27 protein-coding genes and 1 pseudogene are annotated in these 22,718 nt (G+C 67.9%); 10 read left to right on the top strand and 18 right to left on the bottom strand.

Annotated elements, in window-relative coordinates:
• Positions 1 to 4: 4 nt before the first annotated feature.
• Entirely contained in the window at positions 5 to 688 is a 684-nt protein-coding gene (locus tag EDD27_RS43765) for a response regulator transcription factor (RefSeq protein WP_127937971.1), read from the bottom strand.
• A 173-nt stretch (positions 689 to 861) separates the two neighbouring features.
• Here EDD27_RS43765 and EDD27_RS43760 point away from each other — a divergent pair, with 173 nt between their 5' ends.
• The 3 genes from EDD27_RS43760 to EDD27_RS43750 are packed head-to-tail and all read left to right on the top strand — an operon-like array spanning position 862 to position 3,875.
• Positions 862 to 1,887 (top strand): tripartite tricarboxylate transporter substrate-binding protein, encoded by a 1,026-nt coding sequence (locus EDD27_RS43760; protein ID WP_127937969.1) that lies wholly within the window; start codon positions 862 to 864, stop codon positions 1,885 to 1,887.
• A gap of 1 nt (position 1,888) precedes the next feature.
• On the top strand, positions 1,889 to 2,350 hold the full coding sequence (locus tag EDD27_RS43755; RefSeq protein ID WP_127937967.1) for a tripartite tricarboxylate transporter TctB family protein: 462 nt from the start codon (positions 1,889 to 1,891) through the stop codon (positions 2,348 to 2,350).
• A 19-nt stretch (positions 2,351 to 2,369) separates the two neighbouring features.
• Positions 2,370 to 3,875, top strand: a complete 1,506-nt coding sequence (locus EDD27_RS43750) for a tripartite tricarboxylate transporter permease (protein WP_127937965.1) — start codon at positions 2,370 to 2,372, stop codon at positions 3,873 to 3,875.
• A gap of 28 nt (positions 3,876 to 3,903) precedes the next feature.
• Here EDD27_RS43750 and EDD27_RS43745 read toward each other — a convergent pair whose 3' ends face one another.
• Together EDD27_RS43745 and EDD27_RS43740 are read right to left on the bottom strand one after the other, a co-directional pair.
• A complete protein-coding gene (locus EDD27_RS43745) occupies positions 3,904 to 4,455 on the bottom strand; it encodes a TOPRIM nucleotidyl transferase/hydrolase domain-containing protein (RefSeq protein ID WP_241564916.1) in 552 nt (183 codons plus the stop codon).
• Between the two features lie 97 nt (positions 4,456 to 4,552).
• Positions 4,553 to 5,119 (bottom strand): YciI family protein, encoded by a 567-nt coding sequence (locus EDD27_RS43740; RefSeq protein ID WP_241564567.1) that lies wholly within the window; start codon positions 5,117 to 5,119, stop codon positions 4,553 to 4,555.
• 11 nt (positions 5,120 to 5,130) lie between these two features.
• Between EDD27_RS43740 and EDD27_RS57365 the strand changes: the two are divergent.
• Positions 5,131 to 5,247: pseudogene (locus EDD27_RS57365) on the top strand (IS5/IS1182 family transposase); the annotation flags it as partial.
• Between the two features lie 98 nt (positions 5,248 to 5,345).
• The gene (locus EDD27_RS43735) at positions 5,346 to 6,026 is read left to right on the top strand and encodes a hypothetical protein (RefSeq protein WP_127937961.1); all 681 of its coding nucleotides are present in this window, start codon (positions 5,346 to 5,348) and stop codon (positions 6,024 to 6,026) included.
• 193 nt (positions 6,027 to 6,219) lie between these two features.
• Here the strand turns inward: EDD27_RS43735 and EDD27_RS43730 are convergent, their stop codons facing one another.
• From EDD27_RS43730 to EDD27_RS43695, 8 genes are all read right to left on the bottom strand, one after another.
• The gene (locus EDD27_RS43730) at positions 6,220 to 7,119 is read right to left on the bottom strand and encodes a M23 family metallopeptidase (RefSeq protein ID WP_127937960.1); all 900 of its coding nucleotides are present in this window, start codon (positions 7,117 to 7,119) and stop codon (positions 6,220 to 6,222) included.
• Positions 7,120 to 7,601: 482 nt separating this feature from the next.
• Complete coding sequence (locus EDD27_RS43725) at positions 7,602 to 7,841, bottom strand: hypothetical protein (RefSeq protein WP_206641921.1); 240 nt, start codon at positions 7,839 to 7,841, stop codon at positions 7,602 to 7,604.
• Positions 7,842 to 7,984: 143 nt separating this feature from the next.
• The gene (locus EDD27_RS43720; protein WP_127937958.1) at positions 7,985 to 8,614 is read right to left on the bottom strand and encodes a hypothetical protein; all 630 of its coding nucleotides are present in this window, start codon (positions 8,612 to 8,614) and stop codon (positions 7,985 to 7,987) included.
• 462 nt (positions 8,615 to 9,076) lie between these two features.
• Positions 9,077 to 9,955, bottom strand: coding sequence for a hypothetical protein (locus tag EDD27_RS43715; protein WP_127937956.1), 879 nt, complete (start codon positions 9,953 to 9,955; stop codon positions 9,077 to 9,079).
• 340 nt (positions 9,956 to 10,295) lie between these two features.
• Positions 10,296 to 10,937 carry a response regulator gene (locus tag EDD27_RS43710; RefSeq protein ID WP_127937954.1) on the bottom strand — a complete coding sequence of 214 codons (642 nt, stop codon included), beginning with the start codon at positions 10,935 to 10,937 and terminating at the stop codon, positions 10,296 to 10,298.
• Positions 10,938 to 10,939: 2 nt separating this feature from the next.
• The gene (locus EDD27_RS43705) at positions 10,940 to 12,181 is read right to left on the bottom strand and encodes a sensor histidine kinase (RefSeq protein ID WP_127937952.1); all 1,242 of its coding nucleotides are present in this window, start codon (positions 12,179 to 12,181) and stop codon (positions 10,940 to 10,942) included.
• Between the two features lie 14 nt (positions 12,182 to 12,195).
• Complete coding sequence (locus EDD27_RS43700) at positions 12,196 to 12,921, bottom strand: ABC transporter permease (RefSeq protein WP_127937950.1); 726 nt, start codon at positions 12,919 to 12,921, stop codon at positions 12,196 to 12,198.
• The gene (locus EDD27_RS43695; protein WP_127937948.1) at positions 12,918 to 13,640 is read right to left on the bottom strand and encodes an ABC transporter ATP-binding protein; all 723 of its coding nucleotides are present in this window, start codon (positions 13,638 to 13,640) and stop codon (positions 12,918 to 12,920) included. Before EDD27_RS43695 ends, EDD27_RS43700 begins: the two co-directional genes overlap by 4 nt.
• A 180-nt stretch (positions 13,641 to 13,820) precedes the next feature.
• On the opposite strand from EDD27_RS43695, the gene EDD27_RS43690 reads away from it, so the two are divergent.
• The gene (locus EDD27_RS43690) at positions 13,821 to 15,194 is read left to right on the top strand and encodes an MFS transporter (RefSeq protein WP_127937946.1); all 1,374 of its coding nucleotides are present in this window, start codon (positions 13,821 to 13,823) and stop codon (positions 15,192 to 15,194) included.
• A gap of 3 nt (positions 15,195 to 15,197) precedes the next feature.
• Here EDD27_RS43690 and EDD27_RS43685 read toward each other — a convergent pair whose 3' ends face one another.
• A complete protein-coding gene (locus tag EDD27_RS43685) occupies positions 15,198 to 16,526 on the bottom strand; it encodes an aminotransferase class I/II-fold pyridoxal phosphate-dependent enzyme (protein ID WP_127937944.1) in 1,329 nt (442 codons plus the stop codon).
• 38 nt (positions 16,527 to 16,564) lie between these two features.
• Here EDD27_RS43685 and EDD27_RS43680 point away from each other — a divergent pair, with 38 nt between their 5' ends.
• Positions 16,565 to 17,215, top strand: coding sequence for an FMN-binding negative transcriptional regulator (locus EDD27_RS43680; protein WP_127937942.1), 651 nt, complete (start codon positions 16,565 to 16,567; stop codon positions 17,213 to 17,215).
• 1 nt (position 17,216) lies between these two features.
• Entirely contained in the window at positions 17,217 to 17,714 is a 498-nt protein-coding gene (locus EDD27_RS43675) for a GbsR/MarR family transcriptional regulator (RefSeq protein WP_127937940.1), read from the top strand.
• A gap of 438 nt (positions 17,715 to 18,152) precedes the next feature.
• On the opposite strand, the gene EDD27_RS43670 is transcribed toward EDD27_RS43675, so the two are convergent.
• The 5 genes from EDD27_RS43670 to EDD27_RS43650 form a co-directional block, all read right to left on the bottom strand.
• Entirely contained in the window at positions 18,153 to 18,446 is a 294-nt protein-coding gene (locus EDD27_RS43670) for a hypothetical protein (protein ID WP_127937938.1), read from the bottom strand.
• 9 nt (positions 18,447 to 18,455) lie between these two features.
• Positions 18,456 to 18,848, bottom strand: a complete 393-nt coding sequence (locus EDD27_RS43665) for a Cpe/LpqF family protein (protein WP_127937936.1) — start codon at positions 18,846 to 18,848, stop codon at positions 18,456 to 18,458.
• 130 nt (positions 18,849 to 18,978) lie between these two features.
• Complete coding sequence (locus tag EDD27_RS43660) at positions 18,979 to 19,461, bottom strand: GNAT family N-acetyltransferase (RefSeq protein ID WP_206641920.1); 483 nt, start codon at positions 19,459 to 19,461, stop codon at positions 18,979 to 18,981.
• Between the two features lie 56 nt (positions 19,462 to 19,517).
• A complete protein-coding gene (locus tag EDD27_RS43655) occupies positions 19,518 to 19,949 on the bottom strand; it encodes a PPOX class F420-dependent oxidoreductase (protein ID WP_127937934.1) in 432 nt (143 codons plus the stop codon).
• A complete protein-coding gene (locus tag EDD27_RS43650) occupies positions 19,946 to 20,881 on the bottom strand; it encodes an NAD(P)-dependent oxidoreductase (protein ID WP_241564566.1) in 936 nt (311 codons plus the stop codon). Before EDD27_RS43650 ends, EDD27_RS43655 begins: the two co-directional genes overlap by 4 nt.
• A 49-nt stretch (positions 20,882 to 20,930) precedes the next feature.
• Here EDD27_RS43650 and EDD27_RS43645 point away from each other — a divergent pair, with 49 nt between their 5' ends.
• Positions 20,931 to 21,389: a MerR family transcriptional regulator gene (locus EDD27_RS43645; protein WP_127937932.1), complete on the top strand. Its 459-nt coding sequence runs from the start codon at positions 20,931 to 20,933 to the stop codon at positions 21,387 to 21,389.
• Positions 21,382 to 21,645: a hypothetical protein gene (locus EDD27_RS43640; protein WP_127937930.1), complete on the top strand. Its 264-nt coding sequence runs from the start codon at positions 21,382 to 21,384 to the stop codon at positions 21,643 to 21,645. Before EDD27_RS43645 ends, EDD27_RS43640 begins: the two co-directional genes overlap by 8 nt.
• Before the next feature lie 67 nt (positions 21,646 to 21,712).
• Here EDD27_RS43640 and EDD27_RS43635 read toward each other — a convergent pair whose 3' ends face one another.
• Positions 21,713 to 22,339, bottom strand: coding sequence for a class I SAM-dependent methyltransferase (locus tag EDD27_RS43635; RefSeq protein ID WP_127937928.1), 627 nt, complete (start codon positions 22,337 to 22,339; stop codon positions 21,713 to 21,715).
• Positions 22,340 to 22,718: the final 379 nt, after the last annotated feature.

The raw sequence follows: 22,718 nt of genomic DNA, 5'->3' as shown, positions 1-22,718 counted from the left end.
CGCGTCAGCCGATCAGCTCCGGCCGGTCGGCCAGGAGCCGATAGCCGACCCCGTGGATCGTGCGGATGGGCACGGCCGGCCCGAGCTTGTGCCGTAACGCCGCGATGTGGGTGTCCAGGGTGCGACTCGAGGACTCCCAGGTCGCACCCCAGATCTGGTCGAGGATGACGTCGCGGCTCACCACGTTCGGAGCGCGCCGGGCCAGCAGGAGGAGCAGCTCGAACTCCTTGCGGGTCAGCGTCAGGGGCGTGCCGTCGACGGTGACCTCGCGGGTGCCGACGCCGATCTGCATCGGGCCGAGGATGAGCGGCTCGTCCGGGTGGCTCAGAGCACGGGCCACCCGGGTGCGCCGCAGGACGGCGTCGATCCGGGCCAGCAACTCCGGGATGCCGAACGGCTTCACGATGTAGTCGTCGGCACCGGCGCGCAAGCCACGGACCCGCTCGTGCTCCTCCGATCGTGCTGTCACGGCGATGACGGCGGTCTCCGGGCGGTCACGCAGCTTGCGGATCACGTCGAGTCCGTCGCCGTCGGGTAAACCCAGGTCGACGAGGACCACATCGGACGGGGCGGCACGCACGGCCTCTGCGGCGGTGGCGATGCGGTGGACCTCGAAGCCCGCTTGGGCCAGGACGGTCACCAGGCCCCGCGCAACGCGGTCGTCATCTTCGATGATGGTGATCCGCATACCGGATTGTACGACCGGGACCGACGCTCGTGTTAGCCCTTCAGTTCTTGGGATTTCTCTGACATCCGGCGCATACCTTGGGATTCCTCTGACACCATCCGCGTCCCTGCCAGCCGAGACTGAGTCGGCGCACTCACCGACAAATGCGCATGCGCTGACGAGGAGGCCGCGAAATGAGAACGACCAGCAGGTACCGGGTCGCCGCTCGGATGATCGCCGCGATCGGCGTCGTTTCGCTCGTCGCGGCCTGTTCCGGCAACGGAGGCACCGCCGGTGGAGGCGCCACCAGCGGAGGCTACCCGGACCAGAACATCACGTTCGTCGTGCCGTTCAGCGCGGGCGGCCCGACGGACACCGTCACGCGCATGATCGCCGAGCCGATGGCCGCCAAGCTCGGCACCAAGATCGTCGTCCAGAACGTCGAAGGCGCGGGCGGCACGGTCGGCGCCGGTGAGGTCGCGCGCGCCGAGCCCGACGGCTACACCGTGCTCATGCACCACATCGGCATGTCAACGGCGCCCGCCCTGTACAAGGACCTGGGCTACAAGCCGCTCGAGAGCTTCGAGATGGTCGGGCTCGTCACCGAGGTGCCGATGACGGTCGTCGCCCGCAAGGACTTCGCGCCCGCGACGCTCCAGGACCTCGTGACTCACGTGAAGGCGAACGCCAACAAGGTCACGCTGGCCAACGCCGGCATCGGCGCCGCATCCCACCTGTGCGGCCTGCTGTTCCAGAGCGCCGCCGGTGTCAAGGTCCAGGAGGTCCCGTACGAAGGCACCGGCCCCGCGCTGACCGACCTCGTCGGCGGCCAGGTCGACTTCATGTGCGACCAGACGACCAACACCAGCGGCCAGATCTCCGCGGGCGAGGTGAAGGCGTACGCGGTCACCACGCCGGAGCGGGTGAAGAGCCTGCCCGACGTGCCCACCACGACCGAGGCCGGGCTCCCCCAGCTCCAGGTCAGCGTGTGGCACGGTCTCTACGTCCCGAAGGGCACGCCGCAGGACGTCGTCCAGAAGCTGACCGAGGCGCTGAAGGTGGCCCTGGCCGACCAGAAGGTCATCGACCAGATGGCCAAGCTCGGCACCGCGCCGGTCCCGGCCGAGGACGCGACCCCGCAGGCGCATCGGGCCAAGCTCGAAGAGCAGCTCGGCACCTGGGCGAAGGTCATCGCCGACGCCGGCGTCAAGGCCTCCTGAGGTGGAACGCCGCCGGTCCTTCCCGGACGTCTTCGCCGGGGGAATCTTCGTCCTGATCGGTGGCGCATTCGTGGTGGGGTCGCTCGGCTACGAGCTGGGCACCCCGCTGCGGATGGGCCCCGGCGCCTTCCCGCTGCTGGTCGGCGCGGTCGTCGCGGCCCTGGGCCTGGCGATCGTCATCAAGGGACTCATCGCCGGCGAGGTGATCTCGTTCGGGCCGATCCCCTGGCGTGCGGTCGCCGTCATCGTGCTCGCCGTCCTGTTCTTCGGATTCACCGTCCGGGGCCTCGGATTCGTACCGACGTCGGCGGTGACCGCCCTGCTCACCACACTGGCCAGTTCGCGCGTACGGCCGCTCACGGCCGTGGCCGTGGCCGCCGGGCTGACCGCGGCCAGCACGCTCATCTTCGTCGTCGGACTTCAGCTGCGGATCCCGCTATGGGGCCCGTGGCTGGGGTTCTGACGCGGCATCGGATTGAGGCATGGATCTTTTCGACAACCTCGCGCTGGGCTTCTCCACGGCCCTCCTGGTCCAGAACGTCCTCTACTGCTTCGTGGGAGTGCTTCTCGGAACGGCGGTCGGCGTGCTGCCCGGCATCGGGCCGACAGCGACGGTGGCGATGCTGCTGCCGATCACGTTCAGCTTCGAGCCCGTGACAGCGCTGATCATGCTGGCCGGCATCTATTACGGCGCACAGTACGGCGGCTCGACGACCGCCATCCTGATCAACCTGCCCGGTGAGTCGTCGGCGGCGGTCACCGCGCTGGACGGGCACGAGATGGCCCGGCAAGGCCGGGCCGGCGCGGCGCTGGCCGCCGCCGCGGTCGGGTCCTTCATCGCGGGTACGGTGGCCACCGTCGCCCTGGCCGTGGCGGCCCCACCGCTGGCCCGCGTCGCGTTGCGGTTCGGCGCGGCCGAATACTTCTCGCTGGTGCTGCTCGGCCTGATCGTGTCGATCGCGCTGGCGCGCGGCTCGACGCTCAAGGCACTGGCGATGATCTTCCTCGGCGTCCTGTTCGGCACGGTCGGCCAGGACACCTACACCGGCACGCCCCGGTTCGCGTTCGACCAGCGCGAACTGTACGGCGGCATCGACTTCGTGTCGGTCGCCGTCGGCATGTTCGGGGTGGCCGAGATCCTGCGCAACCTGGAGAACGAGCAGACCCGCACGGCGATCGTCAGCAAGGTGAAGAACCTCTGGCCGACCCGCGAGGACCGGCGCCGGATCGTCGGCCCGATCCTGCGAGGTACTGGTCTCGGCGCCGCGCTCGGCGTCCTGCCCGGCGGTGGCCACGTGCTGGCCTCGTTCACCTCGTACGCCGTCGAGAAGCGGATCTCGAAGCGGCAGCAGGAGTTCGGGCACGGCGCGATCGAGGGCGTCGCCGGCCCCGAGTCGGCGAACAACGCGGCCGCGCAGACGTCGTTCATCCCGCTGCTCACCCTGGGTCTGCCCGCCCACCCGGTCATGGCGCTGATGGTCGGCGCCTTCATCGTCCACGGCATAACCCCCGGCCCGAACGTCATCATCGACGAACCGGCGCTGTTCTGGGGCCTGATCGCGTCGATGTGGATCGGCAACGTGCTGCTCGTGCTGCTGAACCTGCCGCTGATCGGCGTCTGGGTGCGCATGCTGCGCATCCCGTACCAGGTGCTGTTCCCGATGATCATCCTGTTCGCCGCGATCGGCACATATTCCCTGGGGTTCAACGCGTACGACGTCTACGCGATCGTGTTCTTCGGGATCCTGGGCTACATCCTGATCAAGTGCGGCTGCGAGCCGGCGCCGCTGCTGCTCGGCTTCGTCCTCGGACCCTTGCTTGAGGAGAACCTGCGGCGGGCGCTCATCATCTCGCGCGGCGACGCGTCGGTCTTCGTGACCCGACCGATCTCCGCGGTGCTCCTGGCCCTGGCGGTGGCAGCGCTCGTCGTCGCCGTCCTTCCGACGATTCGCAAGCGCCGCGAGATCGTGTTCGCCGAGGAGGAGTAGAAACTCTCGGGCACCATCTCCGACTGCTTCATAGGTGGGCCAGCAGCATGTCCAGCGGCCGCGGCACGCGATCGAGATCGAGTGCCGCGACGAGCAGGCCAGAGTAGCGGATCTTGCGGCCGCCGCCTGATCCCATGAACCGGCGTAGTTGGTCGTGAGTGGTGCGCCCGCGCCATGTGGGTTGCTTCTGGAGCGTACGAAATGAGCTGAGTTCGCCCTCGGCGTCGACAACGCGCTCTACCGTGGCGGTGCCGAGGGCGCGGATCAGCTCGTCCTCCAGGTCAGCGACGCACACGAAGAATCCGAGTGCCTCCAGATCGCTTCGGCCGAGGTTGGATCCAAGGCCGGCGCGCTCGAGAGCCCTCTGGAAGTCGCCTTCCTCCCCGACGTCGCACAGCCCGGCCAGCCGGAGGTTGGGACCGGAAGGGCCGAACCTGCCGATATACGTACCGATGTTCGTGGCACCGCCCATCGCCACAAGCGAGATGCCCTCGACCGCTAGGTTCCGGCCACGGCGCTCCGCCAACGCTTCGATGGCCGACTTATCACTGGCTCCCTCGACCAGGACCACGGTTTGCATGTCGCTCACGAGCCCAGCCTTGCACCGAACCTGGAGAGGTTCATCCCCTTTTACACGTTGGAAGGTCCGCCTCACCTCGGCGACGGTCAAGTGCTCATTACCGCCGCCCGCCGAACTCCCAGTCGTGGACCTCGATGTCGGCGTACCGGTCCAGGGTCAGGACGGCGCGTGCCGCATCCGGGTCCGGCGCCCGGACCAGCAGCGCCGTACCCAGCCAGGTGGTGCCGTCGTCGGACAGCAGCGGCCCGTACGCGATCAGTTCGTCCCGGTCGGCCGGCGGGACAAGGTCGGCAGCCTGCCCGGAGCCGAGGCCCAGCACCAGATACCGGTTGCCGCCGTCTCGGCCGCCAGGGAAATCCCACATGGTGCGCCCAAGCACGTTGCGCCATCGGCGCAACACCACGTCCCGGTACACACCGGCTTGGTAGTTGGGCTCTTCGAAGACGAACGCACGCGCAGTGGCGAGATCTGGCAGGTCGACGATGTGCACGCTGCCGGTGGCCGTGTCGCTGCCGCGGCGGAAGGTCGGGCCACGGGCGATCATTTCCGTCGCGTACCGGTCCATGTAAGACCAGTGCTCTTCCAGCAGCTCGTCGCGCAGCGCCGCGGAGTCAGGCCGATCGCGGTGATAACAGAAGAACTCCATGCCGAGAGTACCTACCATGTTGACCGTCCTCCTGGCCGGTCTGGTGCCGCCGTTCACACCGCCGCTACGAACGCCGCGCAGACCGCTTCCTGTCCTTCGTCGCCGTCGCGGCAGCACTCATTTGCTACCTCCGACTCACCAAATGAGACGACGTCTTAAGCCGGCTTTCGGAAGGCGAACATCATTCAGCACCACTCTTGGTGCGGATGGGGCAGAAGGTGATGAACTACAGCACAATCAATGCATGGGATACCCTCGGCAACCCGGCCCGCGGGAGTACCCCGGTGTGGTCACCACCCTGGTCGCGATCCTGGCGGTGCTGCTGCCGGGCGGCTTCACGTTCAGCGTGTACAAGCACCTGAACGCCCCCGACCCGAACACCGCCGTGGCCCTGCCGACCACGGACCCCACACCCGAGCCCGCCCAGCCGAGCCCCAGCGAGAGCGGACGCCCGGGCTCACCGATCGACAACGACGAGTTCGGCGACTGGAACTTCCGCCTGGGCAGCGTCGCGTTCAAGGCTGAGAAGGTGGCCGGCTGGACGTACGACTCCTGCGCCCCGGTCGACAGGCAAGGCGTGCTGGCCAAGAACAAGTGCGAGCGCGCGGTCCAGCTGGCCTACTCGGCCTACCGGGGGCATCTCACGGCGGTCCAGGTCATCATGTCCTTCCCCACCGAGAAGGCCGCCAAGGCCGCGGCCAAGCACCTGGCGAACTCCTCCCGGGCCGTGAAGTGGCGCCGAGACAAGGTTCTCGACAAGTACGTCTACGGCAAGATCCGGTCGAGCGCGACCAAGAGGTACGTCCTCCTCACGGTCGTCACCGCCGACAAGACAGCTCAGGCAAAGGCCACGCGATTCCACCACTACCTGCACACGGACCACTCGAACTACTTCATCTTCCGCGACGCGACCGTCCGAGGCTGAGTCCCTGGGTTTCTGGCCACGTGGTCGCCGCACACGCCACGTTCTGCGGGTAACCGCCCCGGTCGGCGGCGTCGTCCGCGTGCGTGCACGGGCGCCATCGCCGAGTGCGGGCTCGACGGGCTCCACCGCAGGTCAAGGCCACTCCCGTGATCGGGTAGTAGCCCTGACCTATGGTGCCGCTTGAGTCACGTTCTTAACCGCAGTGCTCGAAGGGGCTGGTGTATGAGCTGCTGCCGATCGAGCCGCCCCACCTGACGCATTGTCCGGGTGCGTTGCGCTTGACAGGCCCCGCGTAGTAGCTGTAGCTGCCCGAGTCGGTTGTCCGGCTTTCCCCCTGTGGCTCCAGGAACGCCGACATCGACGTCGGTGAGCCGAGGTTCGTCGTCTTCAACGTCACGACGCAGTTGTCGCCGTTACCCGAGTTGTAGAGCAGGTAGGTGCGACCGCCAGTGAGGCCGGCCGAGTCGATGACCGCGTAACCGCTGCCGCAGACCTCCTCAGGGGTGTAAGGGTTGCTGCCGCAGGCGTTGGTGCTCGAAATGGCCTTCTTCTCACCCAAGGACACGGTCACGCCGTCTACGGTCGGGCTGGTGTCGACCGTACCGGTGGAGGTCCGCTGTTCGTAGTGCAGGTGCGGAGCGTTGGAGCCGCCCGTCGAGCCGACGGTCCCGATCGTGGTGCCCTGGCTGACGCTCATGGAGCCGCCGGCCGACCTCACCATGGTGGCGAGGTGGGCATAGCGGGTTCTGGTGCCGTCACTGTGACGGACTTCTATCCATTTGCCGTAGCTCGTGCTGCCGGCGTCGTAGAAGTACGCGGTGCCCGAGGCGGTGGCACGTACCGTTTCACCGTTGATGTCGTCGCCCCCGTAGTCCTGCCAGTCGAGGGAGCCCGATGGGTTGTGGCCGGGGTACCAGTTGTTGGCGTAGAAGGTCTTCCCGCAGTTGAACGGGCTCTTGTGAGCGACAGCCAGGGCGCTGACGCCCTCCGCTGAGGCGGGCCGGGGAATCAACGCCGCCGCGAGAGCGACTAACAGGGCGATGATCGCTGATCTGAGGGGCTTGGGCCAGGTCGGCCTGCCGATCGTGGGCATGCTCACCTCTCTGGACAGGTGCGTATGGGGGGATACGGGTCGGCGTCCAGCTCCTTGATGTCGATGAGCCCCGTGGCGACAGAACTACATAGGCGGCATGCTGATCAGGCTTCGATGGAAGGGAGGGCCGCCGTCACGGAGCATTTCGACATCGCACGACCTATGGGGAAGGACGTGTTGATCAGGAAGATAGCTCTGAAAGTTCTTTTCATCAATCTCTGTGACATGAAATTTTGCGGCTCATTGGAGCCGACGTCGAGTTCGAACCGGCCGAGCCGCCGTGATCGCGTCGCAACCCAAGGTCCAGATGGCTTCTCATACAGGCAGCAGCCGAAAGCGCGTTCTTTATGCGCGCCCAAAATGACGAATTTGGTCTTCTTTTATCTGCGGCCGACCGGATGACCGCAGTGCCTGCATCCCGAGCCCTGGCACCAGCGATCACTCTGATTTCCTATTGGAACGATTAATCCCTGGAGAAGGGCTCATCGCTCCAGCGGAACCAGGCTCGATCGTCCTGGATATGAAGCCTCAGGGTCGGCCTCGAGATCTTCCAGCAGCTCCAGCTCACGATCGAACAGCGACTTCACCTTGGAGAACGCGGGTCCTGCGACGAAGGAACCGTGCAGCCATGGCATATCGGCATCGTCGGCAGTGATCTCGCCGCGCAACTCGTGTCCGCAGAGGAGGCGCCAACTCTCTTGCATACGGCTCAACTGATCCATCCCAGTACGAGGGTTCGACAGCTCGACAGCTCGACAGGAGCAGGCGTCACGCTACGGGACCTCACGACAAGAATTAACGGTCTGAGCCCACGCTCAGCACACCCCACGACTCCCGTACGGACGCTGTCACGCGGAGGGAGTGATCAGCTCCAGGTGGCACGCTTGAGCACGCCCGACAGCCCGTACGTGTTCCAGACGTCCACCACCAGGATCTTGGATGTGGGCAGGAACCACTCCCGCTGCGTCCATTTCGCCGTCGTACGGCCGGTGTCTTTGGTCACGCACCTGTTCGGCCAGGTCGTGTACTTCGCCTTGTGTCCCGGGCCGACCTGGCGCAGGCCTCGGTAGCTTGCCTTCTCGCCCGGATACCAGCTGAGCTTGGAATTGAACGGGCAGGGGATCACGCCGCTGAACGGATGGAACTGCGTCTTGCCCGTGTAGGTGATGGAACCACCCCCGACCGGGACATTCATGTACGCCCTCGGACCGAAGATCCAGAAGCCTTCGCAGTCCGGGGCGAAGGGCTCCGGCCTTTTGCACAACAAGCCGGTCACCACCACGACGCTGTCCCCGTCGCGGTAGACCCGCCAGTCGGCGGGTATCTTCAGGTTCATCCCGCGGAAGGACAAGATCTTGGCCTGACCGGCGGACGAATCAGACGAGTCGGACGCGACCGACGCGACCGACGCCACCGACGCGGCCGACGCGGCCGCGGGCGTGGCCAGCACGGCAGCGACCGTCAGGAGGGCGAGGACGGGAGATCGCTTTCTCATGTCGAGAAAGTTATGCGCGCCTGCTTGTAGAGGGCTGGCCGTTCACTTGGATCAGCCCGGCTGCGTTCATCAGCGGTTGCGCGCTGAAGTCGGACACGAAGAGTGCGGCCCCGTGCGTACTATCGCCAATCGTCTGTCAACGCCCCTCTTGCCCGCTGACACCGCGCCAGAGCCCGTTCTGTTTCAAGAGCCGCTTCGCGGCGTGCTGACTGGCTTGGGAACCTCGCCCGAGGGCGATCGACGGTCGCCAGCCACGGTCCCCCCGGCTTCACGGCCAGGACCCTCCGTACGGAACCACCTTCCAAGCCCACGATGTGCACCCTCATCGGCCGGGCGGCCGCAATCGTGGCTGACCTGCATTATCGTAGAGCTGAGTCCGGCACACTCTTCCTGTGCCGGACTCAGCCCACGATCGCCGGCCTGACGCCGCTGATATCGATCACCGGGCGGGACCGACGGGTCTTAACTGCTGGCCTTGGCCCAGACCGCTGCGAAGACGCCACCCTCGGTGTCCAGGATGGTCGGCCGGTATCCCAGCGCCTTCATCTTCGTGTCCTGGAGCGTGTAGGTCAGACGGGACAGGTTCAGGTGCTCCTTCAGCCCCGTCACGCTGCCCTTGCTCCACACGGTGGTGTAGAGCTTGCCGGGCTCGACGGCCATGACCACGGGACGCAGCCCCTGCTTCGCCTTCGCCAGGAGCTCCTGACCGCGCTGCTGCACGGTCTGGCCCAAGGTCACCTGAACGCTGCCCGTGGCTGCGCCGGCGACCCAGACGGCCGCGTACAGCGGCCTCTCGACCGTGCCGTACACGTCCAGCGAGGCGATGGCGTAGCCGGCGGCGCTGAACTCGGCGTTGACCTTGGCGAAGGCCTCCGCGGTCATGCTCAGCTGGGACTTGGCCTGCGCCGTGGTCTTCTCGAAGACCGCCGCGAAGACGGCTCCCGCGCCCACACCAGTACCGGTGATCATGGCGGGCTGGAAGCCGGCCTTCACCTGGTCGCTGATGGTCTTCTGCAGGTTGGTGGCCGACAGGCCCTGCAGGACGTTCACCTTGCGGGTGGTGTCCTTGATCCACACGGACGTGTACTGCGGGTTCGCCGCGTTCGACACGCTCAACGCCTCGGGGACGTAACCCTTGCCCAGCAGCTGCTTGACACGCTGCGTCAGCTGGGTGCCGGTGAGCCCGTCGAGGGTGAGCCAGTCCAGCGGCAGGTTCTGCACCGTCTGGGTGGCGGTGGTCTTGGCGGGCGCTGCAGCCGCCGGAGAGGCGATGGCCAGCAGGGGAGCGGAGACCGCCGCCAGCGCCGTAGTAAGGGCGACCATCCTCTGTGTGCGCCTCATGATCCTCCTAGAGGTATAGGTTGTCCCAATTTTTGGACAAGAAGGGACCATAACAGAGAATGAGGGCGAGTTGACCAACGGTCACCATGATCGACACTTTTCTGTGTCAGAAAACCTCAGGTTTCGGGGCAAGACGGACATCACTAGAGGGGTGTTCATGTTTTGCCACGTCACAGGGTACGGCCGCCGTCCGTAGCAAGCCGGCAAGGGCGTCGCCTCACCGTCACTGACTGTTAATCCAGCTCGAAGCCTCTGGTTGCCTGGAGGTACGCCGGAGGCGATTAGTGTCTCGTCTCGCATGGTGGACGTGGAGGCTTGTCAAGACGACCGTGGAGTGGGCTCAGCCGTCGGCTGCCGGCTTGAGCAGACCCCTTTCGTACGCCACCGCCACCGCGGCCGCCCGATCCTTCACCTCGAGCTTGGCGAAGACATGCAGCAAATGCGTCTTCACGGTCGCCTCCGTGATGAACAACCGCCCGGCGATGTCACGGTTGGTCGCCCCACGGGCGATGAGCGTGAGCACTTCGAGCTCCCGCGGGCTGAGCGTGCGTTGTTCCGGCTCCCGCGCCTTCTGCCGCAGAACGCCGGCCACGGCCGGGGACAACACGGTTTCGCCGCGGGCCGCCGCCTGGACGGCACGACGGAGCTCGGCGCGGGGTGTGTCCTTGAGGAGGTAGCCGGTGGCGCCCTGCTCGATCGCGGGCAGGACGTCGCCGTCGTCGTCGAACGTCGTCAGCACCAGGACACGGATGTCGGGGGTCTGCTCGCGGAGGCGGCGGATGACCTCCGCGCCGGTCATCTTCGGCATGCGGAGGTCCAAGAGCACGACGTCGGGATTGGTGCGCAGGGCCACCGCGAGTGCCTCGGGGCCGTCGGCGGCCTCGCCCACGACCTCGAAGGCCTCGTCGGCGTCGAAGATGCCGCGCAGGCCGTCGCGGACGATCGGGTGGTCGTCCACGATGATCAAACGGATCGGCGACATGGTCACAGTCCCGGGTCGGGGTCGGGGAGGGCGGAGGTGGAAGGGCCGGCGGAGGTGGAAAGGCCGGCGGGGATGGCCGGGATGGTGGTGCAGATTCCGGTGCCCTCGCCAGGGGCGGTCTCAATCACGAAATTTCCGGCTAAACGGGTCACCCTCTGGCGCATCGCCGTGAGGCCGAAGCCTCCCCCATGCGTCGCCTCCGCCGCGAACCCGCGACCGTTGTCCCGTACGTCCAGCGCCACCACATCCTCCATGTACGACAACGTGACCTGCACCCGATCGGCCGAGGCGTGCTTGGCGACGTTGTGCAGTGCCTCCTGCGCCACCCGCAGGAGCGACGTCTCCACCTCCACGTGCAGCGGACGGGGCTCGCCGGTGACCCGCACGGCCGCCGCCACGCCCGTGCTCCGCGCCCACTTCTCCGCGAAGTCCCGGATCACGATCGCCAGTTCGGCTTCGTGTTGCAACGGTCCCGGCCGCAGCGCCTGAACGGAGCGTCGGGCTTCGGTCAGGCTTTCCCTGGCCACGGTCCGTACCGTGTCCAGGCGCGAGCGCGCCGCCGACACGTCCTCCCCGACCGCCGCCTCGGCCGCCTCGACCTGGGTGAGGATGGCGGTCAGGCCTTGGGCGACGGTGTCGTGGATCTCCCTGGCCATGCGCTGCCGTTCCTCCAGCACGCCGGCCTCGCGAGCCTGGCTCAGGAGCTGCGCGTGAAGGTGCGCATTGTCCTCGGCAAGCGCCGCCAGTTTGGCGCTCTTGTCCTTCAGCTCCCCGATCATCGCCTTGTACCGGTCGTTCTGGTCGACGATCGTCCTGATGATCAGGCCGGTGGCGGAAGCGATCAGCACGCCGACGACGAAGGAGGAGAGCAGCTCGGCCAGGGGCCTGCCGGGCTGGAGGCGGGCGGCGACCAGCACACCGACCGTGACGGCCACCCCTCCGTACGCCCACCACCCGGGCAGGAGAGCGAAGCACTGGACGAACACCCCCACCCCGGTCACCGTGAACACCGTGTCGATCCTGACCAGGACGGCGAGCACGGCCAGCAGCACGACGAAGTAGGCGATCAGCGGCAGCGGGCGCGCGGCCCACTTGGTCACCATCAACCAGTGCCAAGCGGCCGCGAACACCGTCAGTGCCAGCACTTCCCACCGCCACTCCCCCAGCAGGGCGAAGACCCCAGGCAAGAGGATGAACAGGTACGGCAGCGCCGGCTGCACACGATCCCAGCGCGTGATCTCCACGCCGTCGCCGGGCCCTACCACCGGAACGCCCGCAGAGCGGCGCCACCCGCGACGACCGAGATCGCGACCATGACGCCCAGCGTAATCGGCGACGCCGCGCCGCCGGCCCAGCCGTCGCGGACCGCCTGGACCGCAGGGGCCATGGGCAAGAGATCGCCGATGGCACGCATGGAGCCGGACATGCTCTCGCGCGGGATCACGGCGCCGGACAGGAAGACCATGGGGAAGAAGAGGCTCAAGCCGATCACCGTCGCAGCCCGCCCGGTGGGGACGAGGGCGCCGAGGAGCAGGCCGATGGCGCCGAGGCTGAGGGCGCTCAGCAGCCACGCCACCAGGACGCCCAGGAGCTGAGCGGGTGCGCTCAGCCCGTACGCGACCGCGCCGACGGCGATCAGCAGCGCCGACCCCAGGACGGCCAGCAACATGTGGGCGACCCACTGCGCACCGAACAACATCGTCGGCGAGGCGGGAGTGACACGGAGGCGTTTCAGCACCCGGCGCTCCCGGTAGTGGGCCAGCGTGGCGGGGAGGACGACCAGAGCGGCCAGACCGATGACGAAGACGAGCAACATCGGCACCGTGGCGTCGATCAACGGCGTGCCGCCCGGCAGCGGTTTGTTCCCGCCGCGCAGCTTGACCCAGAGCATGATCGCGGGGAAGACCAGCGCGAAGAACCCCGACATGGGATCCCGGACGATGAGCTTCAGCTCGACGGAGACGACCTGCGTGATGCCTTTCATACCGCTTCCGTCCTCTCGGTCAGGGTGAAGTACGCGTTCTCCAGCGAGTCGGAGCCCGCCTTGTCGATCAGGGCCCGGGGCGTGCCTTCGGCGATGACGTGGCCCCGGTCGATGACGGCGAGGCGGTCGCACAGCGCCTCGGCCTCGTCCATGAAGTGGGTGACCAGCACGACCGTGACGCCGCGCTCGCGCATCTCGCGGATCAGACCCCAGGTCGTACGCCGGGCGGCCGGGTCGAGGCCTGTGGTGAGCTCGTCAAGCATGACCAGCTTCGGATTGCCGACCAGGGCCAGCGCGATGAACAGCCGCTGCTTCCAGCCGCCGGACAGGTTGGCGAACCGCACGTTCTTCCGGTCCGCCAGTCCCCATTCGTCCATGACCGCCCGCCAATCGGCCGGCTTGTCGTAGAAGGAGGCGTACATCCGCAACGCCTCGGCGACCTTGATCGCATCGGGCAGGGCCGCCTCCTGCAGCTGGGCGCCGATGAGCTGGAGAAGCACGCGCCGATCGGTACGCGGGTCCAGCCCGAGGACACGCAGCGTGCCGCCGTCCGCCTGCCGCAGCCCCGACACGCATTCGACGAGCGTGGTCTTCCCCGCACCGTTGGGCCCGGCGATGCCGAAGATCTCGCCGCGCTCCACCCGCAGGGTGACGCCGTCCAGCGCGGGGCTCGACTTGTAGCTCTTGCGCAGTTCGTTGATCTCGATGATCGCTGTCATGATCCGAGATTCGCCCCTGAACGCGGCCGGAGATATCCACCGATCGGTTGATGAGGGTGGGCATACGCCGCGTCCGTAGCGGATCGGCAGGGGATCGTAACCCGATGGCTCCAGGGTGAGGTCAACCGTTCAGCGTCCGCCGGTGTTCTCCCATCGCCTGGACGTATCCCCTGGAGTCCCATGATCGCGTTGCCTGTCGTGCTGATCGCCGTGTACATGACCACCCTCGACTTCTTCGTCGCCAACCTGGCCGTGCCGTCGATCCGGGCCGGCTTGGGCGCGGGCGACGCCGCCGTGCAGTTCGTGATCGCCGGGTACGGGCTCGCCTACGCCGCCGGCCTGATCGTCTCCGGCCGGCTCGGCGACCTGTACGGCCACCGTCGCGTGTTCGCGGCCGGTCTCGCGCTGTTCACGGTGGCGTCGGCGGCCTGCGGCCTCTCCCCCGACGCCATGTCGCTGGTCCTGGCCAGAATCGCGCAGGGCGCCGCGGCCGCGCTGCTCGCGCCGCAGGTGCTCACGTTGCTCCGTGTCCTGTTCGAGGGCGCGGCCCTGGCCAGGGCGTTCGGCTGGTACGGCACCGCCGTCGGCCTGGCGGGCGTGAGCGGTCAGGCCATCGGCGGGCTGCTCGTGGCGGCCGATCCCCTGGGGATGGGCTGGCGGGCGTGCTTCCTGGTCAATGTGCCGATCGGCGCCGCGGCGCTGGCGTTGACCAGCCGGGTGCTCCCCCGTACCCCGGGCGCCGGCGATCGGCGCGATCTCGACCTGACCGGGGCCGCGCTCGTCGCGGCCGGGCTCGTGGCCGTGGTGTTGCCCCTGATCGAGGGGCGGGAGGAGGGATGGCCGCCGTGGACGTGGCTCTGCCTGTCCGCCGCGGCGCCGCTCCTTGCCGTCTTCGTACGGCGGCAACAGCGGCTGATGGCATCTGGACGGGCGCCGCTGCTCGACGTGGCGGTGTTCGCGGAGAAGGGATTCGCGGGCGGGCTGGTGGCGGTGGCGTTGTTGTTCGGCACGTCGGCGGGGCTGTCGTTCGTGCTCGCCCTGTACCTGCAGTCAGGGCTCGGGCTGAGCCCACTGGCGGCCGGAGCCGTGTGCACCGCGTTGAACGCCGGCTTCTTTCTCACGTCGCTGCGGGCCGGTCGCGTGCCGCCCGCGGTGGCCGCGCTGGTGGTGGTGGCGGGGCTGGCAATGCTGGGCTACGTGGTGGGGCGCGGGGCGGGGCCGTACCTGGTTGCGGGGGCGTTGCTCGTGACGGGAGGCGGGATGGGGCTGTTGATGTCGCCGCTGATCTCCACCGTCCTGTCACGGGTACGGCGGGAGCGCGCCGGCGCCGCGGCCGGGGTGCTCGGCACCGTGCAGGAAACCGGGGGTGTGCTCGGCGGCACGGTGACCGGGGCCGCGTTCTTCGGCGCGCTGGACGGCGGATGGGTGGCCGCCACGATGGCCGGGCTCACTGTGCTGGTGGCCGGAGCCCTCGGCGTGCTGGCCCACTGCCTCGTACCGTCGAAGCCCTGTCCGGCGGCTGGGGCGATGATTCACGTGAATCAGGAACGTTGACGCTCAGCCGTACCGGCCGCGGGACGGCGGGTGCACGGCGGCCGCGAGGTCGTCGGCCAACGCCGGGATGTCCTCGGGCCGCAGCGGGGAGACGGTGAGGCGGAGCGCGGGCGGCGTGGCCACGCGGTTCCGCGCGCCCGGCGCGGCGGCCCAGCCGCGGGCCAGCAGATGGCTGATCGCAGCGGCCTCGTCAGGCACGGGCACCCACACGTTGAGCCCGGTCCGGCCGTGCGCCGCGACGCCGCGTGCGGCCAGTGCCGTGACCAGCCCGTCCCGGCGCTCGGCGTACGAGGCCGCCACCGCGGCGGTGTCCACTCCTTCGTGTCGCCACAGGTGGGCCACGGCCCGCTGCAACAGGTGGCTGACCCAGCCCTGAGCCAGCCGCTGCCGCCCGCGCAGCCGGTCCAGCGTGACCGGGTCGCCGGTGATCAGAGCGAGCCGCAGGTCGGGACCGAAGGCCTTGGCCGTGGAGCGGACGAGTATCCACCGGCTCGTGGCGCCGGCGAGCGGATGCAGCGGCACGTCCACGAATCCGTCGCCGTGGTCGTCCTCGACGAGCAGCACGCCCGGGTGCGCGGCCAGCTCGGCACGCAGGGCGGCGGCGCGTTCGGCGGTGACGGCGGCACCGGTCGGGTTCTGCGCGCGGGCGGTGATCACCACGGCCCGCGCCCCGGCCCGCAGCGCATTGCCGAGCTCGTCAGGCAGCGGGCCGTCGTCGTCGAGCCGCATCGGCACGGGACGCAGGCCGAGGGCCGCGACCAGGTCCAGCAGGGCCGACCAGCCGGGGTCCTCCACCGCGATCGCGTCGCCGGGACGCAGGTAGGCGTTCAGCACCCGTTCGACCGCGTCGAGGGTGCCCGAGCTGATCGCCAGCGGCGCGGCCGGCACGCCGTCCCCGCGTAGGCGGGCCCCGGCCAGGGCGAGGAGTTCCTCGTCATCGTCCGTGCCGTACATGGCGGGGCGTTCCTGATGGGCGCGGGCCGCGGCGGCGAGTGCCTCGTGCAGGGGTGGCAGCAGCGCGGGGTCGGGGTTGCCCTTGGACAGGTCGCGGACGCCCGGCGGCGCCTCGATGCGGATGTCCTCGCGGGCCGTGCTGGCGGGCCGGGGCCTGACCCTGGTGCCGCGCCGCCCGGCGGTCTCCACGATGCCGCGCTCGCGCAGCAGCCGGTACGCGGCCGCCGCGGTATTGGGGCTGACCTGGGCCAGCGCGGCCATCTCGCGTACCGGGGGGAGCGACGCGCCCGGCGCCAGCCGTCCCTCGGACACGGCGGCCTCGACACCGGCCGCTATCTCGCTGGCCGTTCCGCCCGCGATTCGATATGTTTCTAGCACAAAACATATTATGTACTAATACAAAGAGGTTTTCAAAAGTGCTCATTCATCCATGGGACTCGGCTCACGACGGGGACGAGTGGCGGAGCTGGCTGTGCACGCGTGACTTCGGGCAACTGGCGGCGAACGGCATGGACGGCGGCCCTCCGGTGGTGGTGCCGACGCACTTCCTGTTCGACGGCGACAAGGAGATCGTGCTCCACCTGGCCAGGCCGAACCCGATCTGGGCCGCGCTGGAGGCGAACCCGACCGTGCTGGTGAGCGTGCACGACGACTTCGCCTACATCCCGTCCACGTGGCGCTCCGACTCCCCCGAGAACGGCGTGCCGACCAGCTATTACGCCTCGGTCCAGCTCACGTGCGCGGCGCGGATCGTGGACGACAGGGAGGGCAAGGCGGAGATCCTGCGCCGCCAGCTGGCGCATCACCAGCCCGACGGCGGGCACGGGGTGATGGCCGCCGACGAGGGGCCGTACCGCAAGTTGTTGTCGGCGCTCCGCGGGCTGCGGCTGGACGTCGTGGGGGTGCGGGCCAAGTTCAAGTACGACGATCATCGGCCGGTCGAGTTCCGCGAGCGCATCGCGAAGGAGCTGGCCGAGCGGGACCTGCCGGGGGATGCGGGGGCGCGGGCGCAGCAGCTCAGGCGGATGGCCGCCCGGCTCCAGTCCGCATCTGATTACGCTGGGTAGCGTGAATGCGCAGGACGTCCCCGACCGCGAGCAGGTGCGCGCCTGGGTCGAGCGGGTGGCGACGTTCCTCTCCGAGGAATGGGGGCTCGCGCCCATCACCGGCCGCATCCTGGGCTGGCTCATGGTCTGCGACCCGCCGGAGCAGACCGCCGGCGACATCGCCGAGGCGATCGGTGCCAGCCGCGCGTCGCTGACCACGAACATACAGCTCCTGACGTCCCTCAAGCTCGTCCGGAGAATGCGCAAGTCCGGGGAGCGGAACGTCTACTACCAGATCGAGGACGACGCCTGGTCCAAGGTCATCAGGCGCAAGCTAGCCGCGTTCGCCACGTTCGACGGGCTGGTCGCCGAAGGCCTGGAGCTGGGCTGGACCGACGAGGCGCAGACCAGGCGCATCCGCTCGGCCCGAGCCTCCGTCGCCGCCCTGACCCAGGTGCTCGACCAGGCCAGGTCGCTGGTTCGCAAGCAACCGTGGCACGAAGGCCCTGTAGCCGGTTGACCACGCCGCCCACGTTCACCGCGACCACGTGCTCCCCGGGGGCCTCCGCCTCCAGCTCCCCCGCCACGACGGCGAGTCGGTCCGCGTAGACGTCAGCGAGTCCACCCCACCACCACATCGCGATCCACATCTGTGGATAACCCGCAACGTCTGTGGATAACCGTGTCGAGCATCACATCGACCGACCGCTCGGCCCGCGCCTCCGGACGCCGGCCACGCAGGCGTCCACGCCGCAAAGCCCCTGCCCCACCGGGCCTCATAGCATAACGAGGGCACCGGGGGTGAGTCTTTCGGGGAGGTCGACCCATCCTCCACCTGACCGAAGCCGACGATGCACAACCTGTGGACGACCGGGGCGGCCGCCCGCCCGGCCACGTGCGCCAGCACCCGCGCGCCGGTGCTCTGCCGGACGACCCACGGTCCCCCGAGCCCACCCGCTCAGGCGCGCTCCCTTCGCCAGTCCGCAGGGCGGCGATGCAGAAGCAGCAGCAGAATGCCCGCCGGGGTCATGGCCACCACGAGTGCCAGAAAGAACAGCGCATCGATGCGAATGTTCATGTGCGGTTGATAGGTCGTCATGTACCACTCGTCGAGCGCAGCGAGAAACCAGGCCGTCGCCGGCAGCAGCAGGTAGTGGGAACGCAGCCGGGTGCGGCGCAGGCCCAGGAACAACGCCACGAAAAAGACTCCACCAAGGGCGAGCGGTAAAGGCCGGTAGAGCACTTCAATCATCCCGGCACCCTACTTCGGCTCGAAAAGCAAATAGTCTATCTTGCCGTCATCGCCCACGGAGATCTTCATGTCGTACGCCTGCCCCAGCGGGATGGAGGTCAGCCCCGTCAACTCCGTCGGCTTTGTGCTGCTCAGCTCGTCCAGCTTCAGCCCCGCCAGACTCTGGGCGATCTCGTTGAACTTCTCCGGCGGCACGCCCTTGAGGAAATCCTGGCCAAGGTGCTCTTTCAGCTCGCTTTCTGGAAGCGGAGCCCGGTTGACGGCATCCATGTACCACCGCAGTTGCTTGCCGGCCGGGCTGTCCGGGATGGCCGCCCCCTTTGCACCGTCACCACTCCCACATCCCGCGAGCAGGAGTGCGAGCACGACAAAAAGGCCTGTTGATGCCGACGACAGTCTCACCGACGACTCCTGGTGGCGGTCAAATATCCGGGAGGAGAAATGCTACCGCTCAACGCCCTCTCGGAAGCCATGAAAGAGGCCGGGCAAGGACGCCGCCACCCGTCCCTGAGACCGGCCGAAGAAAACGACCTCAAGGGGTCTGTTCGGTCCGTTCCCATCGGACCTCACCGTCGTTCCATCGATCGGTGGGCCGCAGGCCGGCCGAGGCGGCGACGGCGGCCGAGGCCGCATGGTCGGGATGAATGTGCGCGACAATCGTCCCGATCCCCTGTCGCACGAGCCGACCGACCAGGGCCTCGGCGGCCGCGCGGGCCAGGCCACGCCCCTGCCACGGCGTCCCGATCACCCAGGCGACTTCGGCGGTCCCGTCGTCGATCGTGGCCTGCACATAGCCGACCAGACACCTTTCCTCGCGCGACCAGACCACCCAGTTGCGCCAGCCGGACGGCCCGGCGACAAGCCGCTCGTAGCGAGCACGCAGTTCCCGCACGGTGAGTGGGGCTCCCCCGGTGAACAGGTGAAGATCAGGGTCGGACAGTACGACGGCCATCTCGTCGGCGTGCTCGGGACGCAGTGGGAGAAGAACAAGGAGAGGAGTCTCGATGGTGTCCACGCGGTCACGATATTCGTGGCGTCCTTCAGCGCGCGCTGAGCGTGTCCACCGAACTGTCAGCGGAGCTTGTCGCCGTACACGTGGTCGACCGTCATCGCCATGAGCACCCTACGGTCGGACACCATCACCGACCGGTATTCGTCCCAGTCCGGGTGCTCTCCGGCGGCGAGGCGATAGTAGTCCACCAGCGCCTCGACCTCCTGACCATTGGGGTCGGTTCCCGGCCCGGTGAGTGTGGCCGTGCCCTCGGCGGTGGCCCACGCCCAGCTGTCAGGGCTGGTGACCTCCAGTGTGGCCCGTGGGTCCCGGCGGAGATTTGCCGTCTTGGCTCGTCCCTCGCTCATGGAAACGTAGATGACGTCGGCCTCCTGGTCGTAGAAGGGCATGACAGGCGAAAGCTGCGGGCGGCCGTCCGACTTGATCGTTGCGAGGACGCCCAGTCGGCTCTCCGCGAGTAGTTCGCGGGGGTCGAAGCGGGTGGCGGTCATGAACGCACCTCTGAAGGCGTGCGGAACTGCTCGATCATCGCTGCGTACCCGCTGCCGCCGTGCCCACCGGCCACGGCCCGGTCGGTCAGGGCCTTGATGAACCTTGGAAGCTCGGCATTGACACCGAGGGCCTCGCTCTCGTGAACGAGGTGCTCCATCGCGGCCACGTGCGTGTCGATGGTGGAATCAAGCGCTGCGTACGTGCCGTCGTCGATCTGCTGCGCGTAGGCGGCCACCCAGTCGGCCACGATCCCGATCCCCGTTTTCGCCATTGGGGCGAACGTCGCGGCATCCACACCCGCCGCGCCGAGCAAGGCGGCAGCCTGCAGGAAGCCGTTCAGAATGTTCCACATCAGGCTCAGCACGGCCACGTCGTACAGCGACGACAAGCCGTGATCTTCACCGAGGTACGTCGTACCCGCGGCGAGGCTCCTCAGGGCCGGCTCGTGCAGGTCGAAGGCCGACCGCGGGCCGCTGTAGAGGATGATGGCGTCCGCCGTGCCGATGGCCTGAGGCACGGCCAGGATCGCGCCGTCGAGGTAATCGGCGCCCCGCTTCGCCGCCCACTCGGCGGTCTCACGGGCCACCCGCGACGTGCCCGAGGTCAGGTTCACCACGACTCGGCCGTCGAGGACCTCGCCCAGCGGATCAAGGAGTTCGTGCACCGCGTCGTAGTCCGAGACGCAGACGACCACGAGCGGGCTGGCCGCGACGGCGTCGCCCACCGAGTCGGTGAACGTCGCGCCTCGGGCGACGAGGTGTTCAGCCTTCGCTGCCGTACGGTTCCACACCGTCGTGGGGTGCCCCTCGCGCAGGAACGCTCCGGCCAGCGCCTGCCCCATCAGCCCCAGACCAATGACTGTCACGGGAGCGCGGCCGGTATCGGGATTCTGCATGATCTGGTCCTTCAAAGTGGGGTTGGCGGCGGTCATGGCAGAATCATGAACGTTCACATCGATATGAGGGTCAAGGAGGAATGCCGTGCTGATCGGGGAGCTGAGCCGGCGGACCGGAGTCGGTACGCATCTGCTGCGCTACTACGAGGACCAGGGCTTGCTGGAGCCGGGCCGCGGCGCCAACGGCTACCGCGAATACAGCGACGACGCCATCCTGACCGTGACCCAGATCAGGAGGCTGCTCGAAGCCGGACTCTCGACGGAGGAGATCGGATTCATGCTGCCCTGCGCCACCGGCACCGCCCCCGAGCTCGAGCCGTGCCCCGAACTCCTGGACACGCTGCGGGCACGCCTGCAGGGGCTCGACGAGCGCATCGACACGCTCACCCGCTCCCGCCAGGCCCTCCACGACTACATCGACGCCACCGAACGGCGTGTGTCACCGCACTATCGCCAATGCGACCCCACCACGCCGAAGCCGACACCAGTGCGATCGCACTCTTGGCGCTTCACCAGAATGCAGTCCGGCTCCGACCGTGGTTGAGCAGTCCGCGCGCGAAACCGACGGAAGCAAAGAGTCGCGCCTGCGATGGCTGTTGGCGGAGGGCCTGATGCTCTCAGCCGAATTCAAGCGGACCGTTGATATCGAAGTTCTCATCGAGAAGCGTGACGAGGCGATCGGCCGCCCGTGGGGTGGTCTCGCTTGCCCATCGGTGAACGAGCCGGGATGCGTCAAGAAGACGTTCCCCGGTTTCCACGAGGCACTGGCCGGCCTGCGAGCGGCATGGATTCAGAATTAAGCCGGGTAGTGGTCGCCGACCAGGGCCTCCAGGCGGCACTGCTCCACCAGCCGCAGTGTCCTTTGACTCACTTGGATCGGCGCAACGTCAAAGACTGAAACCGCGTGTCATCCGACCCGACAACGTGAAAGTCCACGATCTCAAAGAACTGTCCGACGAATTCTTGAAGCTGCGCATCACTGCGGAAGGAAAAGAACCGTGGAGGCTGGTGGCTGTCATCGTCGAAGGAACCCTCTCCGCTCAAGGTGCCGCCACCGTAAACGCCGAGATAGAACAGCCCACCAGGCCTGATCAGCATGTGGATGGCGTCCAGCACCGCAGGCAGATCACGGTTGGGCACGTGCAGCAGACAGTTCAGGGCATACACCGCGTCAAACGACTCGGGCGCAAAGTCGAGATGCAGGAAGTCCATGGCATGGGCCTCGATGCCCTTGTCCCGGCACAGGGCCACCATGGCGGGCGACAGATCAACGGCCACCACCTCCAAGCCGTTGTCCTGGAAGTAGGCACTGTCCTGCCCCGTCCCGGCACCGATCTCCAGCAGGCGCATATGGCCGCCGTCCTGCAGACGGTTCAGAAACGCCGCCCTCTCTGCGATCTTCCACGGCGCCTTCACACTGCCGTCACGACGCTCGGCACCGCCGTCGTAAGCAGCTCGGAGAGAGGCGATCACATCGTCATACCGCATGCTCATCGACCCATGATGGACCAGCAAAGGATCTCTCAGCCAGAGCGTGTCCATGCGTGGCTGGTGGGCCTGGACGGGGCAATCCACCAGTAGTTCACCCGCCCGCCAAGAGATGTCCTTGTGTAAGGGCAGCCTGATCCGCCTGATGCCGGGGAGGGTGGGGCAGCCCGACAAAGCCGGGACGTGCCAGTACTGCCGACTCTAGGCGACGCCATCTGGATTTCGCCGCAATCGGCAGCGCTTACCGACTTTGGTCCATGCGGTGTGGCCGGAGGGCGGATGCCCGACACTTTCGGTCTGTCTAGCATCTGGCCCAACAGCTGCTGTTGACCGGCCGTCGTGTCGGGTGGGTGGCCAGTCGAGGTGACCGATTGGGGGACCGGGA

Origin of the sequence: Nonomuraea polychroma (genome assembly GCF_004011505.1) — a bacterium.
Taxonomy (GTDB): domain Bacteria; phylum Actinomycetota; class Actinomycetes; order Streptosporangiales; family Streptosporangiaceae; genus Nonomuraea; species Nonomuraea polychroma.
Note: the sequence above shows the minus strand (reverse complement) of the source record. Positions and strands in the feature narration are given on the sequence as shown.

Excerpts from the sequence above, each read along its gene's own strand:
- EDD27_RS43765 (WP_127937971.1), bottom strand. The coding sequence starts at position 688 with ATGCGGATCACCATCATCGAAGATGACGACCGCGTTGCGCGGGGCCTG.
- EDD27_RS43760 (WP_127937969.1), top strand. The coding sequence starts at position 862 with ATGAGAACGACCAGCAGGTACCGGGTCGCCGCTCGGATGATCGCCGCG.
- EDD27_RS43750 (WP_127937965.1), top strand. The coding sequence starts at position 2,370 with ATGGATCTTTTCGACAACCTCGCGCTGGGCTTCTCCACGGCCCTCCTG.
- EDD27_RS43745 (WP_241564916.1), bottom strand. The coding sequence starts at position 4,455 with ATGCAAACCGTGGTCCTGGTCGAGGGAGCCAGTGATAAGTCGGCCATC.
- EDD27_RS43740 (WP_241564567.1), bottom strand. The coding sequence starts at position 5,119 with ATGGTAGGTACTCTCGGCATGGAGTTCTTCTGTTATCACCGCGATCGG.
- EDD27_RS43735 (WP_127937961.1), top strand. The coding sequence starts at position 5,346 with ATGGGATACCCTCGGCAACCCGGCCCGCGGGAGTACCCCGGTGTGGTC.
- EDD27_RS43730 (WP_127937960.1), bottom strand. The coding sequence starts at position 7,119 with ATGCCCACGATCGGCAGGCCGACCTGGCCCAAGCCCCTCAGATCAGCG.
- EDD27_RS43725 (WP_206641921.1), bottom strand. The coding sequence starts at position 7,841 with ATGGATCAGTTGAGCCGTATGCAAGAGAGTTGGCGCCTCCTCTGCGGA.
- EDD27_RS43720 (WP_127937958.1), bottom strand. The coding sequence starts at position 8,614 with ATGAGAAAGCGATCTCCCGTCCTCGCCCTCCTGACGGTCGCTGCCGTG.
- EDD27_RS43715 (WP_127937956.1), bottom strand. The coding sequence starts at position 9,955 with ATGAGGCGCACACAGAGGATGGTCGCCCTTACTACGGCGCTGGCGGCG.
- EDD27_RS43710 (WP_127937954.1), bottom strand. The coding sequence starts at position 10,937 with ATGTCGCCGATCCGTTTGATCATCGTGGACGACCACCCGATCGTCCGC.
- EDD27_RS43700 (WP_127937950.1), bottom strand. The coding sequence starts at position 12,921 with ATGAAAGGCATCACGCAGGTCGTCTCCGTCGAGCTGAAGCTCATCGTC.
- EDD27_RS43695 (WP_127937948.1), bottom strand. The coding sequence starts at position 13,640 with ATGACAGCGATCATCGAGATCAACGAACTGCGCAAGAGCTACAAGTCG.
- EDD27_RS43690 (WP_127937946.1), top strand. The coding sequence starts at position 13,821 with ATGATCGCGTTGCCTGTCGTGCTGATCGCCGTGTACATGACCACCCTC.
- EDD27_RS43670 (WP_127937938.1), bottom strand. The coding sequence starts at position 18,446 with ATGATTGAAGTGCTCTACCGGCCTTTACCGCTCGCCCTTGGTGGAGTC.
- EDD27_RS43655 (WP_127937934.1), bottom strand. The coding sequence starts at position 19,949 with ATGACCGCCACCCGCTTCGACCCCCGCGAACTACTCGCGGAGAGCCGA.
- EDD27_RS43650 (WP_241564566.1), bottom strand. The coding sequence starts at position 20,881 with ATGACCGCCGCCAACCCCACTTTGAAGGACCAGATCATGCAGAATCCC.
- EDD27_RS43635 (WP_127937928.1), bottom strand. The coding sequence starts at position 22,339 with ATGAGCATGCGGTATGACGATGTGATCGCCTCTCTCCGAGCTGCTTAC.